Source organism: Nitritalea halalkaliphila LW7 (genome assembly GCF_000265075.1).
GTDB lineage: Bacteria > Bacteroidota > Bacteroidia > Cytophagales > Cyclobacteriaceae > Nitritalea > Nitritalea halalkaliphila.
On the sequence record NZ_AJYA01000026.1, the window covers coordinates 1 to 14,906 of the forward strand.

General features: G+C 42.1%; 15 protein-coding genes and 2 pseudogenes. 14 read left to right on the forward strand and 3 right to left on the reverse strand.

Annotation, left to right across the window (positions count from 1 at the left end):
• Positions 1–94: 94 nt before the first annotated feature.
• The 4 genes from A3SI_RS09755 (at position 95) to A3SI_RS23250 (ending at position 2,410) form a co-directional block, all read left to right on the forward strand.
• Positions 95–838, forward strand: a complete 744-nt coding sequence (locus A3SI_RS09755) for a hypothetical protein (protein WP_009055514.1) — start codon at positions 95–97, stop codon at positions 836–838.
• A gap of 20 nt (positions 839–858) precedes the next feature.
• Positions 859–1,230, forward strand: coding sequence for a hypothetical protein (locus A3SI_RS09760; RefSeq protein WP_162098445.1), 372 nt, complete (start codon positions 859–861; stop codon positions 1,228–1,230).
• Positions 1,231–1,328: 98 nt separating this feature from the next.
• Positions 1,329–2,039, forward strand: coding sequence for a hypothetical protein (locus A3SI_RS09765; RefSeq protein ID WP_156810263.1), 711 nt, complete (start codon positions 1,329–1,331; stop codon positions 2,037–2,039).
• Positions 1,967–2,410, forward strand: a complete 444-nt coding sequence (locus A3SI_RS23250; protein ID WP_083836487.1) for a TlpA family protein disulfide reductase — start codon at positions 1,967–1,969, stop codon at positions 2,408–2,410. Before A3SI_RS09765 ends, A3SI_RS23250 begins: the two co-directional genes overlap by 73 nt.
• Positions 2,411–2,471: 61 nt before the next feature.
• Here the strand turns inward: A3SI_RS23250 and A3SI_RS21625 are convergent, their stop codons facing one another.
• A complete protein-coding gene (locus A3SI_RS21625) occupies positions 2,472–2,606 on the reverse strand; it encodes a hypothetical protein (RefSeq protein WP_262491771.1) in 135 nt (44 codons plus the stop codon).
• Positions 2,607–3,363: 757 nt separating this feature from the next.
• Between A3SI_RS21625 and A3SI_RS09780 the strand changes: the two genes are divergently transcribed.
• The 9 genes from A3SI_RS09780 to A3SI_RS20775 all read left to right on the forward strand — a co-directional run bounded on the left by A3SI_RS09780 (position 3,364) and on the right by A3SI_RS20775 (position 9,362).
• The gene (locus A3SI_RS09780) at positions 3,364–3,801 is read left to right on the forward strand and encodes a hypothetical protein (RefSeq protein ID WP_009055521.1); all 438 of its coding nucleotides are present in this window, start codon (positions 3,364–3,366) and stop codon (positions 3,799–3,801) included.
• Positions 3,774–4,520, forward strand: a complete 747-nt coding sequence (locus A3SI_RS09785) for a hypothetical protein (RefSeq protein WP_009055522.1) — start codon at positions 3,774–3,776, stop codon at positions 4,518–4,520. The genes A3SI_RS09780 and A3SI_RS09785 overlap by 28 nt, the downstream gene beginning before the upstream one ends.
• Before the next feature lie 303 nt (positions 4,521–4,823).
• Complete coding sequence (locus A3SI_RS09790) at positions 4,824–5,129, forward strand: hypothetical protein (RefSeq protein ID WP_009055523.1); 306 nt, start codon at positions 4,824–4,826, stop codon at positions 5,127–5,129.
• Between the two features lie 101 nt (positions 5,130–5,230).
• The gene (locus tag A3SI_RS09795; RefSeq protein ID WP_009055524.1) at positions 5,231–6,301 is read left to right on the forward strand and encodes a 6-bladed beta-propeller; all 1,071 of its coding nucleotides are present in this window, start codon (positions 5,231–5,233) and stop codon (positions 6,299–6,301) included.
• 68 nt (positions 6,302–6,369) lie between these two features.
• Positions 6,370–7,173, forward strand: a complete 804-nt coding sequence (locus tag A3SI_RS09800) for a cysteine peptidase family C39 domain-containing protein (RefSeq protein ID WP_050977476.1) — start codon at positions 6,370–6,372, stop codon at positions 7,171–7,173.
• Between the two features lie 534 nt (positions 7,174–7,707).
• Positions 7,708–7,950, forward strand: a complete 243-nt coding sequence (locus A3SI_RS18245; RefSeq protein ID WP_083836489.1) for a hypothetical protein — start codon at positions 7,708–7,710, stop codon at positions 7,948–7,950.
• A 79-nt stretch (positions 7,951–8,029) separates the two neighbouring features.
• Positions 8,030–8,269: a hypothetical protein gene (locus A3SI_RS09805; protein WP_040670643.1), complete on the forward strand. Its 240-nt coding sequence runs from the start codon at positions 8,030–8,032 to the stop codon at positions 8,267–8,269.
• An 88-nt stretch (positions 8,270–8,357) separates the two neighbouring features.
• Positions 8,358–8,825, forward strand: coding sequence for a hypothetical protein (locus A3SI_RS17455; RefSeq protein ID WP_009055526.1), 468 nt, complete (start codon positions 8,358–8,360; stop codon positions 8,823–8,825).
• Between the two features lie 297 nt (positions 8,826–9,122).
• Positions 9,123–9,362: a cysteine peptidase family C39 domain-containing protein gene (locus tag A3SI_RS20775; protein ID WP_262491772.1), complete on the forward strand. Its 240-nt coding sequence runs from the start codon at positions 9,123–9,125 to the stop codon at positions 9,360–9,362.
• Between the two features lie 216 nt (positions 9,363–9,578).
• On the opposite strand, the pseudogene fahA reads toward A3SI_RS20775, so the two are convergent.
• Positions 9,579–10,852, reverse strand: a pseudogene (fahA, locus tag A3SI_RS09815) (fumarylacetoacetase).
• Positions 10,853–11,068: 216 nt separating this feature from the next.
• Here fahA and A3SI_RS09820 point away from each other — a divergent pair.
• Positions 11,069–13,696, forward strand: a complete 2,628-nt coding sequence (locus tag A3SI_RS09820) for a valine--tRNA ligase (protein ID WP_009055528.1) — start codon at positions 11,069–11,071, stop codon at positions 13,694–13,696.
• A gap of 91 nt (positions 13,697–13,787) precedes the next feature.
• On the opposite strand, the pseudogene A3SI_RS09825 reads toward A3SI_RS09820, so the two are convergent.
• A pseudogene (locus A3SI_RS09825) lies at positions 13,788–14,848 on the reverse strand (M42 family metallopeptidase).
• Positions 14,849–14,906 lie beyond the last annotated feature (58 nt).

Below are 14,906 nucleotides of genomic sequence, written 5' to 3' on the forward strand. Positions count from 1 at the left end.
AAGAGATAACCGTAAGGCCGGAGGAAAATTTACCCGGAGATTCCTTCTAAAGGTTATTCAAAATATTCCAAATWATMCCTGAAAAAGACATCAAATGACAGGGCTTTACCGGAAAGTTTCTACTAATTATGAAGAATTTACCCATTTGGTAGAAGCTCAAGTATTAGTAGAAGATGTTGCTTATAACAAAGACGTCACAGGGGCGAAAGTCAAAATACAAAATTTTAGAGCCAGCGATGATTTTGCTGAAATAGACTCTACTTACCTCCTGTTTTTAAGAAAGTTCAGGGATTCTCAGCCATTTACCGGCTATAATGTTGTACCGGATAACCCAATAATTCAATTGTATGAAAATAATTTTATCAGGAAAAACTACCTTGAGAGTAGTCCATTAAACGTAAAGGGATATTCAGACGAATTCTTTGGTAGTATTGAAAAGCCTGTTTATCAAAAATTTATTGGGTATGAAATTTTGGATAAGGATACCATTTACACCATTGCTTATGGAACGACAGACCCTCCGATAGGAACTTCCTATATCAAAGTTAACAGTAGGGATTTTGCTGTCGTTGAGTATCAGGTGACTAGGTATATGGATGCAGAAAGAGAATTGTATGAACAGTTCCTTATGAAATATAAAAAGTTCGGAGAGAAGTACTATCCTGAAAAACTGGTCCACAAAGCTATCCGATTTGTAAATCGCAACATTGGAGCTCATCAAATGGATATTCATACCGTTTGGTTTGATGAAGTGAAGACCGAAAAGCTCAAAAGAATCCCTTTTAAGGAGATCTTAAAAAAGAGACCAGATTTTGGAACCAAACCTTTTCAAGTATGAACAGGATTTTTGGGAAAACAATGTCTGGATTAACAATCATGCCTTGGATACTGCCATTATCAGAAGTCTTGAAAGATACCGAAGTCTGGAAGAACAATTTAAAAGCAATGCAAAAGACTGAATTGACATTCCAAATCAATTGCATGACCCTGATTTTTTTGGGTATTACAATCGCACTCTTTTGCTCTTGTAATTATAGTGGTCAAATAAGTGGAAAGGAAAACCAGGGGAATCAAATTGTTTTGATCATAAGTGATACCCTTTCTTTTGACTTTTTGAGACAACAAAAAGCTTCATTGAAATATATTAATGACGAATCATTGCCCGTTACTATCGGTTTTTTGGGGACACCATCACCAATCATTGGATTATCCCCACAGACCGGGAAATGATAGAGTTGGTATATAAGGAAAATAGCCAATCCCAATACAGTTTTTTGTTTACAAAAGGGGACACCTTGTTGTTGGGCATTCATCAAAGAAATCCTTGGATGAAAACCATTAACAGGAAGACAACTCCCTATCAAGACAATATGGAAGTAATGCGAAACCGCGAACTTTACCCATCTAACTATACAAAACTTCAGGATTTTTACTTTTTATGGAATTCCAATGTTGCCTCAGTGATTCAATTAGACCTCAAGGTTGAACTTAATCATGGTAAAAACGAGGCAAAAAATAGCCTTAATGCAGAACTTAGTTGGATCGATTCCTTGAGAAAAGCGAAGTTGGTGTCCGAGAAGGTCGCTGAATTTTATAGTTCAAAGGCAAGATTTGAACTGGAAAAGTTAAAATTCTTTGATGTGGACAATGGAAAGTTTGACACGGAGGCAGCAATTGAATCAATCCTAGGTTCGGAGTGGGACAGTCCGTATAATTTTAAAAATGTTTACATGAATGACTTCGTGGATTTCCTATTGACCTCAAAAGCCTCCGATGTTCTGTCCCGGCAGGAATCGGTATTTACAAAAGATACCAAAAGTCCCTTTGGTAAGACGATGCTCTTCAAATATCTGGAACAAAGCCTTCCTTTTTTATCATTTGCAGAGGCAGAGGTTTGGTTAAACCGGTATGGGCCCGAACTGACTGATAAAGCCCAATTTGATTTTTTAAAGGCCATGAATAGCGCATTTATCGGACAAAAAGCCGATATGGACTTGATGGGTCTAGGAAAAAACTTACTGTTTTCGAGGAAGTTTTAGAGCAGAAAAAAGGGAATTATCTGTACATTGATCTGTGGGCAGCATGGTGCATCCCTTGTATCCGGTCATTTCCTGCTTCATTGGCTTTGCATGAGGATTATCATGACCTGGGGTTTGAGGTAGTTTATTTGTCCATTGACAAAAACAATAAATTTTGGGAAAGCGTTGTGGAGAAATATCATATTGCAATTCCCAATAGATCATTTGTTGTGATGAATTTAGAAGAATCTGAGTTTCTCAACAAATTAAATGTCGATCTAATACCCCGATACCTTATTTTTGATAAAGAAGGTAAATTGATCCATCAAAATGCGCCAAAGCCGGATTCTAAAGAGCTAAGGGTTCTATTAGAAAGCCTCCTATTTAACTAATGTTTCATATGAAAAACATAGCATTCCAAGATAAATCAATTAAGGGTATCCGTTCGACGAACTACGTATTGGATTTATAATTGGCCTCTGTATTTGGCCCAGTTAGAAGGCAGTAGCTTGATGTAATCGGTAAATACAACTGCCCTACGACATACTGCGCAGCCTCTTGATCGTACTTTTCTGCTTCTTCTTTCATTCTGCAAGACTACAAAATCCCACGCCTACAGAAAATATGGGATTCGTCGAACGGATGCATTTATACTATTTATAAAAAGAGGAAAAAATTTTAAATTCTGTAATGAGTAAATTAGTCTATTGATTGCTTTGAATTGGGGGGGGTAAAACGTGTTGTATAAAATTTAATTCTGATATATTAGTATGTAGCAATTTAATTTAATGATTTTCAAAGGGTTGCAGTGTTTCGCGTATTTGGAATTTAAAAATATAATGATTAGTTTTAAATGTGCTTTTATTTTTTCAAGCAATCGGTAGAATAATTAGATGCTTTAAAACTTAAGTTTTTATGGAGAATTCCTTTTTGATTTTGAAGAAAATTCTGTTGCTACTGGGTCTTCCTTTTTCAAAGGGCTATCTGAAAGCAAGAGTAGCATCCCATCCCGAGCAGCAATCTTTATCAAAGGTTATGAGCTGCCAAAAGTTTACAGTTTGGAGGATCTAAAATATATTCTGGGGAAGAAGTCAGATGAAGAAGATTACTGGGGGTATTTCTTGCAGTCATACCTTAACATGTGAGGACGGCACCCAATCAAGCGGATCAGGCAAATGTCCTACTGATGCATCTCTTGAATGCTCTGAAAATGGTGGCCCTGCTTATTGTGTTGAAACGGGTTGTTCTTGACAGTTTTGGGGTTATTTTCGGATGGGAAATAACCCCACTCACAAGAAATAAAAAAATCATATCTATATAAATCTCGTAAAATTTAATTTTAATCATGACGCTGAAATGCAAAATTAATTTGGGTTATTTCGGGATTGGGAAGTATACTATTGTTATACTACTGATGTTTTATGCTTGTCAGGGTAAAGAGACTAACCAAGAAGCCTATCACATTGATTTGGTAAAGGTTGACTCTTTTGTTGTCCGAAGAGATACGCGTTTCAGGATTTTAGACCATCATGCCTTCAGCGGGAATTACTTAGGATACGATCCCATTACGAGGAGCTTCCTGGTCATAGATAAGGAAGGACAGATCGTTCAGGAAGTAAAGAGAATTGGGGAGGGGCCAAACGAATACAACAGTAATCTTAGCGCAGCGGCATTTAATGAGGTCGGTGGGGGAGTACTACTACAAAGCTCAAATGCACTTATTTGGTATGACGAAAATTGGGATGTGAAAAAGCTATGGAAATACGCTCCCAATTTGGTTTGACAGTATATGGAGGGCCAAAATTCAAGACCCCTTACTACTTTAGGGAGGATACAAAGAAGCCTTTTGTGTTCACTTCCTTTTTTCCCAATATTAAAATACCTTTTGACGAAATACAATCAAAGTCTGGAAATAGACATATTATTGAGGTTTTTGATTCTTCCAATGACAATTTGATTTGGAAACTGCCAATCGATTTTAAACTGTACAGTCAGTACAAACCGAAAGATAAAGAATTCGAACTTACGCCAGTTTATTACCTTGACTCCAAAAACAAGCTTCTATACCTTTCATTTGATAACTCTCTCACTATCGGAATCTACGGATTGGATCTTGATTTCGATATGAAACGGCAAATAACTTTGGAAAAGAATGAATTGTTTGATAAAGGAAAGGGTAAGACTGTAAAGCTATTTCCGGTTTTTGATCATGGTTTCCTTATTCTTAGATATTCCGGGATGAGTGAGCTGGAGTTAGCAAGAAAAAAAGAGCTGAACGCCATGTATTCCCCGATACAGGATACTCAATTATACCGATTTTGCTATACTTATGGAGAAAATGCTTTCTTCAAAGAACTGCTTTTTCCGGACGGTATCGAGCCTAACTCCGAACTCCTTAATTTAGGTGGCGGAAAAATCCTAATGAGGGAAAAGGACAGAGAAGATTCTGAAATCACCCATTCCATGTATTCAGTATTTAAGCTCAGAAAAAAAGAATTATAGCAATCAGATTCTTTTGCAAAGATCATTTGGGTATTAGCTGCTCAGGCCAATCAGGAGGAAATCATACAGGCACTTGACGATTGGTACCTGCCAGAGAAGAAGGAGTATGAAGCTTTTGCGGCCAAATACCCTATGAACGGAGAACTGAAAACTCAGGAATCCCGCACACAAGACATGCTAAATTGGTGCGAACAGGAAAATATCAGTTACACTCCCACAATCTTTATCAATGGGTATGAATTACCTAAAGCTTACAGTATAGAAGATCTAAAATATATTTTGATATAAAAATATTCTGTCGCGATGAATGGTCAGATGCTTCGGCTGACCTTAATGTCCGGGGAGTCTAATATTCAAAAAAATCCAAAGAAAATGAAAAAGTTCAGCTTAGAAATGTTAAGACTTACTTTAGATGAGGTATTGGGAAGAAGTCAGATGAAGAAAATTACTGGGGGGGCAGGTGGAGGATCATGGGTATGTTATTGTGGACATGTAGGTGGTCCTGGTCAAGGGGACCAATTCTTAGTAGCCGCCGATGATACTAGTGAGGCACTAGAAGTAGCTCAAGTAGTTTGTGATCAAGCTGACGTTACCTGCAACGGAGCATAGCAGGATTTAGGTAGGGTTTGGGATTCTAAACCCTACCTTAAACATCATGTCAATTAATTAAAAATTACTAAGTGCAAAAATAATGATTTATTAATTTAATTATGAAAAAAATTTTAATTGTACTCAGTATCTCATTTGTGGTTCTGGTTTTGACTTCCTGTAATAGGTCCGATACATCAAATATGCTATATATAGAGGTCCCTCAAAATATAGACAACGAATTAAAATTGGATATGCTTTCGAAATCAATAAAGATTGTCAAACTGGAAACAAATTCGGAAGTTTTAATAAGCCGAATATCAGAAGTATATTTTTTCGGAGGCTTGTTATATGTGGTTGATGGAACAGGGAGGGTCTTGATTTTTGATGATGATGGTAAGTATATAAAAAGTCTGGGAAAAAAGGGAGATGGTCCAGGAGAATATAGGTTTCTAACAGGATTTGCATGGGACAGTAGAACAGGAAACTTTTTCTTGGGCAGTGGTGGAAAAGTGATGGTTTTTTCGGAAAATCACGAACTTTTGATAGAGAGAAAGTTACCAACAAATTTTGATTTTTTAGAATACTCTGATGGAAATCTAAAAGCAATCACCCAAATGTATGACATCAAAGTAGATGGAGGATATTTTAATCAAACAGTATTATATACCATGGATTCAGAATTGGATATTTTGGATACCCTTATGCTAAGGAAGGTTTTTTTAGAGAAAAGGTCAGCTTCTACATTAGGGTACCGTCACTATTGGAGCGGCTATAATTTGAAAAAATTTGTTTACACTCCTGTCACAACTAATGAACCAATACTTCGTGATACCCTGTTTGAGTATATTGACAATAAGTTGGAACCATTTGCAAAACTCAACTTTCCTAAACCTAATAAGGATGAAAAAGGAAACAAAATTTATTGGATTTGTAACATCGTAAATACTTCCAATTATATCACTTCTCATTACTTTAAATCTGGAAATGAGATAATGATGTTAATTTTTGATAAAAAAAACGAAAGAGCATATAATTTTGAATTAGGAATTTTGGATGATGATGGAGATAGAGTGCTGTTGCGTCCATTGGATACTGTTCATAATGTTTTTTATTTTGTTAAAAATTCAAAATATGCATCTAAAGAATTTGAAGAGCAAAACCCCATCATTGGCATTGTAAAATTGAAATAGATGTTAAGTATTACTTTTTATAAGAGAAGTTTAAAAATGAAGTTTTAGAAGTTCACTTCCTTTTTCCAATGAAATCCTTCCCATTCTATAAACAACCCGATGCTAAAGACTGTGGTCCCACCTGCCTACGCATTATAGCCAAGCACTATGGCAAACTGGTATCATCAAAGGAAATCCGGGAGATATCGGAAACGACAAGGGAAAGAAGCAGCTTATTGAAACTGAGTGATGCTGCTGAAGCCATGGGTTTTAAAACTATCGGGGCCAAGCCTAGTTTTGATAAACTCAAACAGGCGCCACTGCCACTGATTGCCCATTGGGACAAGCAGCACTTTGTGGTGGTATATAAAATCAGAAATGATATCGTCTATATTTCAGATCCTGCCTATGGCCTTATCCGGTATTCCAAAGAAGAATTTATCTCCAGATGGATCGGCAACAATGCCGATGAAAATACCAAAGAGGGAATCACCCTTTTGCTGGAACCTACCCCTGCCTTCAGGAAAATGATGTGGGAGGATTATGAACAACGTTCCCTCAGCTTCCTTTTCAAGTACCTCTTCAATTATAAAAACCTCATTGCACAACTGACCATCGGATTGCTGGTAGGCAGTCTCTTGCAGTTGATTTTTCCTTTCCTGACCCAGAGTATTGTCGATGTGGGGATCCAAAACCATGATATTAACTTTATCTACCTGGTCCTTTTTGCCCAGATCATGCTGTTTTTGGGCAGGATGAGCGCAGAAGTGCTGCGAAGTTGGATATTGCTCCACCTGACTACCCGTATCAATATTTCACTTGTTTCGGATATTTTCAGTGAACTTACATTCAGAAATGTGATTTTTATAAAATTGTACTTTTACTTTTTATAAAAAAGAGTGAAAAAAGTTTTAAATTATGCAATTAGTAAATTAGAGTATTGATTATTTTGAATTAGGGGGGGGTAAAACGTGTKGTATAAAATTTAATTCTGATATATTAGTGTGTAGCAATTTAATTTAATGATTTTCAAAGGGTTGCAGTGTTTCGCGTATTTGGAATTTAAAAATATAATGATTAATTTTAAATATGTTTTGATTTTTTCAAGCAATCGGTAGAATAATTAGGTGCTTTAAAACTTAAGTTTTATGGAGAATTCCTTTTTGATTTTGAAGAAAATTCTGTTGCTACTGGATATCCCTTTTTCAAAGGGCTATCTCAAAGCAAGAGTAGCATCCCATCCCGAGCAGGAATCTTTACTAATGGATATGAGCTGCCAAAAGTTTACAGTTTGGAGGATCTAAAATATATTCTGGTTTAAAAGAACTCCTTTAGGTGATAAAAAATATTCAGTCGCGATGAATGGTCAGAGGCTTCGGCTGACCCAAATGTCTGGAGATTTTAATTTTCAATAAAACTAAAAAATCATGAAAAAGTTAAGTTTAGAAATGCTAAGACTTACTTCAGATGAGGTATTGGGAAGAAGTCAGATGAAGAAGATTACGGGGGGATATGGTACTTCTGGTACTTGTGGTTGGAGTGGAATGGGTGGATTTTGTGGAATTAATAAAGCAACTGCTCAGGCATTAGCTTCGCAATATCCAGGCACACGTTGGTGTTGTGATAGCTGTGGTACCACCGGTTACTGCGGTCCTGGTAGTGGTTGGTAATTTTACATGACTTGTTGTTTTAAACTGGCTGCCTATTTTTGGTAGCCAGTGATTTTGACATTATTAATTCTTGTGTTGCATGAAAAATTTTGGACTTCTTATTTTATTTTCAATATGTTTCCTCTCTTGTGAGAAAGAGAAGCATACAAAGAATACTAGTGAAATTGAAAAGGAAACTATTTTATTTGAAAAATTAGACAGTATACGAATTGATTACATAGGCAATCTTAAAGTTCATGACTTGAATCTTATTTCTAAAACTGTGCTTTTAGAAGAGGGGGGGGGCTCATTCTCAAGAGATCGTACTGGCGGACTTTGATGGAAAAATTATAAACTCATTTTCAAAATTTGGAGATGTTCCAGATTCTTATGGAATATTATTGAGTTCTATGAGATTGTTGGATGACATGAGTTTTTTGGTTTATGGTATCAATGCGTTTTGGATATATGATTTTAATGGAAAAGCGCTTTCGCGGGTTAATTTAGTTGATATTTCGGAGACGGGAGAAAAAGACCCCATAATTCAATTTCCTGAAAGCAGTATTTTCAGAAATGGAAAATGTTTTTTTAGAAATGCATGGGACCCGGTATTTCATTTAGCTGATGACCGAATCTACGTGATTTTTGGGTTGGAGCCTGTAATCTATGTCTACAAAAATAGTCCTCCTTATTCTTTAATCACAAGTTTCCCCATTAATCTGCCAGAATATAGGCATTTCAAAGGTGCTGATAGTTTCTCTTCGGATTGGACATTTTTTGGGTTAAGGTTTAATACAGGGATAATTTTAAATGTTAAAAAACTTGACGGGTATTTCCTAGTAGCCTATTTCCCAGGATATGATGAAGCAGATCTCGAAATGCGATTCTCTAATTAATCTAAAGAAGAAACATTAGAATTTAATGCTAGGATGAATTTAAAATACCCTTATAGGATCGCCGTTCTGGACTCCATAGGCAATAGAATCTACGATTTTGTGCCTGAAGGTCTTGAGCCAAGTAGCATGTTGGTCCGAGATGGACAGCTTTGGATGATGGAGAAGCCTAATGAAGAAGAAGAGCAAGATTATATTAGGTTGTTTAGAGTTGGGCTAAAAATTGAAAATCAATGAGAGAATTAATGGAATAGCCTAACATTTCATAAATTTTTTTTATTCAATATTCTGTAAAATAACTTGAAAACCTCCTTCCCCTTCTACAAACAACCCGACACAAAGGACTGTGGTCCTACCTGCTTGCGCATCGTAGCCAAGCACTATGGAAAGCTGATATCCCTAAAAGAAATCCGGGAAATTTCGGAAACGACAAGGGAAGGTGGTCTAGCCCCCTATTATTCGGACTTTATTATTTTTGATATTGCTTTATCGCTTCATTTTGTACGATATTTACCATCAGTAGGAAACGACCGAAGGTGACCTTTGCACCGAAGTCGTATGATTAGGAGTGTTGGGCCCATCGGTTTGATTGGGCCCCCTCACTTCTTCATAGGGCAAATTTTCACCCCCATCGAGGGGGGCAGCATGCTCCGGAATATCCAGGGGCCTCCCACGGGATAAGACGTAGGGAGTGGAGAGAGGGTAGATAAAGACTATTTCCCTATCTACCCACTTGGTAGAAAACGAAGCGCCTGCCTACTCCTTGGCGGGAAGTAACTCGCTACTTACCTCTCCGAAACCTACGCGGATACCCTCTTTTTGGGCGAAGCCCTTCATGATCACGGTATCATGATCGGCTAAAAACTTACGCTCACCACCTTCTTTAAGTGTTAGGGGCTTCGTGCCTTTCCAGGACAACTCTAACATGGAGCCATAACTGTCAGGCGTAGGCCCGGAAATAGTGCCAGAAGCATACATGTCGCCGACATTGATATTACATCCATTTACGGTGTGGTGCGCTAGCTGCTGGGCAATGTTCCAGTACATGTATTTAAAATTAGAGGTGCACACCTTCGTCGAAGCAGCATCCTTGGGTTTGATATAAACTTCCAGCTGGATGTCAAAGCCATGAGGAGCCTCACACTGCAAGTAGGGCAAAACGGGTGGATCCTGAACCGGACCTGCCACGCGGAAGGCTCCAGCGCTTCGAGTGTGACCACCCAGGGACTGATGCTGGAACCAAAATTTTTACCCAAAAAGGGCCCTAAAGGCACATATTCCCAAGCCTGTATGTCACGCGCGGACCAGTCATTAAACAGCACAAAACCAAAAATATGTTCCTCAGCCTCCGCAGTGCTTATGCTATCCCCTAACTTAGTGGCTTTACCGGTGATAAAGGCCAGCTCTAGTTCGAAATCCATTCTTCGGCTAGGGCCAAACTCCGGGTTTTCCATGGAAGGGTCCTTGTACTGCCCTTTTGGACGGTGGATAGCGGTACCCGAAGGCACGATGGAAGAGGCGCGGCCGTGGTAGCCGACAGGAAGATGGCGCCAGTTGGGCAGTAATGCATTCTCCGGATCCCGAAACATGGCCCCTACATTCGTAGCGTGCTCGATGCTGGAATAAAAATCAGTATAGTCTTGGATGCGGACGGGGAGGAGCATGGTGGCCTCTTTTCTGTTGACCATCGCCTTCCCACGAATCTGATGGTCGCGCAGGGCTTCATTGTCGGCTAACAGTAGTTCCTGCACCTTTTCACGCACACGACGCGTAACCGGCTTGCCTAAGGCGATGAAAGCATTTAGGCTGTCTCGGAGGAAAATATCTGCGGGTAGCTGGCTAAGGTCGGAAAAAAAACCGGTATCGTGCAGGACGGCTAAATCTACGATCTTATCCCCGATCGCGATCCCGATGCGTGGAGACAAGCGCTTGTTTTTAAAAACTCCAAAGGGGAGGTTGTAAATCGTAAAATCAGAGTTTTTGGGGATTTCTACCCAGCTTGTTAATGGGTTTATAGTCGATTTAGTCATGAAGAATAGCTTTTAACAGCAAATTTAAGAAAATCTATGGATTACGGGCATTGGGTTTTGGCCGAAGGCCAAAGCTCCCGCCGTAGGCAAGTGCTGTATAGGGGTGTAATTCCTTATCTGGATGGCTTTCCTGAGGAAAAGGCTCCTGAAAGTACATATAAAATGGTTAATTCCCTTAATTTTGCGCTTTGAAATTAGTTTTTATACGAGAGAATCATGGCTTTAGATACGAAATACCAACCGGAAGCAACGGAGAACAAGTGGTACGCCTACTGGCAGGAAAAGGGTTTTTTTCGCTCCACTGTAGATCCGGAGCGGGAGCCTTATACTGTGGTTATCCCACCTCCTAATGTGACCGGTGTGCTGCACATGGGGCACATGCTGAATAATACGCTACAGGATGTGCTCGTCCGAAAGGCACGCATGGAGGGTAAAAACGCCTGCTGGGTGCCGGGAACTGATCATGCTTCCATCGCTACAGAAGCGAAAGTGGTGGCCATGCTAAAGGAACGAGGCATCGAAAAAAGTAGCCTGAGCCGTGAGGAATTTTTACACTATGCCTGGGAGTGGAAGGAGAAGTATGGCGGTATTATCCTGGAACAACTGAAAAAACTGGGGGCCTCCTGCGACTGGGAGCGCACGAAGTTTACCATGGATGAGGACCTTAGCGGGGCGGTGATCGATGTGTTTATCGACCTGTACCGAAAGGGGAAAATCTATCGCGGTGTGCGGATGGTCAACTGGGACCCGGCAGGAAAAACGGCTCTCTCTGATGATGAAGTGATTACCAAAGAGGTGGCGTCTCATCTGTACCACATTCGGTACCAGCTGGCAGATAGTGAGGAGTTTCTGACCATCGCGACGACGCGTCCCGAAACGATTATGGCAGATTCGGCGATCTGCGTGCATCCGGAAGATTCCCGTTTTCAGCATCTGCACGGTCGAGAGGTGTATATCCCGCTAATCAAGCGCCGCATTCCTGTCATCACCGACAGCTATGTGGATATGGAGTTCGGCACCGGCTGCCTAAAGGTAACTCCTGCACATGATTTAAATGACTATGAAATCGGTCTGCGGCATAAGCTGCCCGTCATCGATATATTGGCCGAAGATGGCCGCCTGAACGCACAAGCGGAAATCCTCGTCGGGGAGGATCGCTTCGTGGCGCGAAAGAAAATCGCCAAAATGCTGGAGGCGGAAGGGCATCTCCTGCAGGTGGAGCCTTACACCTCTAATGTGGGGCACTCGGAGCGCACGGATGCCGTGGTGGAGCCGCGACTTTCCCTGCAGTGGTTCTTGAAAATGGATGAAATCACGCAGCCAGCTTTCCGAAATGTGATGGAGGATGTAATCCAGCTGCATCCTCCAAAATTTAAAAACATGTACCGCGCCTGGATGGAAAATGTGCGCGACTGGTGTATTTCGAGGCAGCTGTGGTGGGGGCACCGTATTCCGGCTTACTACCTTCCCAATGGGGAATTCGTCGTGGCCAAAACAGCAGAGGAGGCGCTCCGTATCGCGGAAGAAACCTACGGACAGTCTTTTGCCCCGGAAGACCTGCGGCAGGATGAAGACGTCCTGGACACCTGGTTCAGCTCTTGGCTCTGGCCACTATCGGTGTTCGACACGCGCGTTTTCGGCGGAGAGGCACCGAATGAGGAGCTCAAGTACTACTACCCTACGAATGACCTGGTGACGGCACCTGAAATTTTATTTTTCTGGGTGGCGCGTATGATCATGGCAGGCTATGAATACACGGGAGAGAAGCCATTTAGAAATGTTTACCTCACAGGTATCGTCCGCGATAAGCAGGGCCGTAAGATGTCGAAGTCACTCGGTAATTCTCCGGACCCTCTCGCGCTCATTCGCGATTACGGGGCAGATGGCGTACGTACGGGCATGCTTTTCAGTAGCCCTGCGGGCAATGACCTGCCTTTCGATGAAAAACTGGTGGAGCAAGGGCGTAATTTTGCGAATAAGATCTGGAATGCGTTCCGTCTGGTAAAAGGCTGGGAGGTAAGTGAGACCGCCGAAGTGCAGGCCCCCGCAGCAGGTAGCTGGTTTGAAAACCGTTTCCAGGCAGCCCTCGCGGAAATCGAAGATCACTTCGAAAAATTCCGCATTTCCGATGCGTTAATGACTACGTATAAGTTGGTCTGGGATGATTTCTGCTCTTGGTACCTGGAAATGGTGAAGCCCCCCTATCAGCAGCCGATCGACCCGGTTACGTATGAGCAGACAGTCGGCTTTTTCGAGCGTGTGTTAAAACTCCTGCACCCTTTTATGCCTTTTATCACCGAGGAGCTTTGGCATGCACTGCGCGACCGAGAGGAGGGAGATGCCCTGATCGTAGCCTCGTGGCCTAAAAAAGAGACCTTCGATCCAGCGATTCTTCAGGATGCAGCCCAAATTTTCGATGTAGTCACGCAGATACGTAATGTGCGCAGCGCTAAAGGAATCTCTCCGAAGGAGGCCTTTGTGCTTACGGTCAACACCCAGCAGGAAACGCGCTACACAGCCTACAAAGCGATTTTGATGAAATTAGCAAACCTGACCGATGTTCAATTCGGCTCAGAGGTAGAGGGAGCCATCAGTTTCGTCGTGAAGGCTGATGAGTGCTTTTTGCCTTTAGGCGAACAGATCGATCTGGAAAAAGAGCGCGAAACGATCGAGAAAGAATTGGCGTACACCAAAGGTTTTCTGGCTTCCGTTCAGAAAAAACTGAGCAATGCGCGTTTCGTAGCAGGTGCGCCAGAGCAGGTGGTGGCGAACGAAAGACAAAAACAGGCAGATGCGGAGGCTAAGATCAAAGCCCTGGAGGAAAGCCTACAAAAGCTTTCTTGACCAAGAGTCAATCTGTTTTACAGGTTATAAGAAATAAAAAGAGGGCTGATGAAGCCCTCTTTTTATTTTGCGCCCCGGCGCAAATTAGCTGTCAATGCTCCCAGTTATAGGTGTGCAAGCGCTCCAAGCACGCCACCAGGAGGTTCACACTGCCTACGATGTCTGCCTTATGCGCGCTTTCGATCACCTGATGGAGGTGGCGTGTGGGTATGGAGATCGCTCCGGCGATGGCTCCCTGCTTGCCCATGCGCTGCACCCCGGCGGTATCGGTGCCTCCCGCAGTGAGGATTTCCAGCTGATAGGGAATTTCCTGCTCTTGGGCCACCTGTTTCATAAAACTGACCATGCGGTAGTCGCAGATGCTCATGGCATCCATGACTTTGATCGCGGCTCCTTTCCCCAGTGCTGTAATTTGTTCATGCGGCTGCGCACCGGGGACGTCGAAAGCGATGGTCGTGTCCAGCGCGATTCCAAAATCAGGATTGATGTGATGGGCAGCCACCATGGCGCCGCGGATGCCCACTTCCTCCTGAACGGTGAATACGGCATAGACATCTACAGAAGGGTTTTTTAGCTGGCGCAAAGCCTCCAGCTGCACATATACGGCCACGCGGTTATCGATGGATTTACAGTTGACGCAGTGCCCCATTTCGATGAGGGAGCGCTCGCGGGTGATGGGATCGCCTACTTGGATGCAGGCTTCTACCTCTTCTTTCGATAGGCCGAGATCGATAAAATAATCGCTGGTTTTCGGGAGTTTGTTGCGCTCTTCGGGGCTCATCACGTGAATCGGTTTGGAGCCCATAACGCCGATGAGAGGCTTTTTACCATGGATGATGACGCGCTGGGCGGTCAGTGTTTTGGGGTCGAAGCCCCCCAAGGTGTGGAAGCGTACGAAACCTTGTTCGTCGATGTGTGTGACGATAAAGCCGATCTCATCCATGTGGGCGGCCAGCATCACTTTTTTACCCGAAGGTTTTGCGCAGCGCGCTTCACGGCCACTACGGAGCCCAGGTTATCGACGTACACCTCGTCGGCGAGGCCCTTTAACTCGCTTAAAATCAAGTCGCGGATAGGTTTTTCAAAGCCGGGAGCGCCCGGAGTTTCGCAAAGTTGGCCCAGCAGGGCGACATTTACCTCGTGTAATGCCATAAAGTGTGTTATTTTTAAATGAAGATACTAAGAAAAGGGAGCAAAACAGAAAACTGGC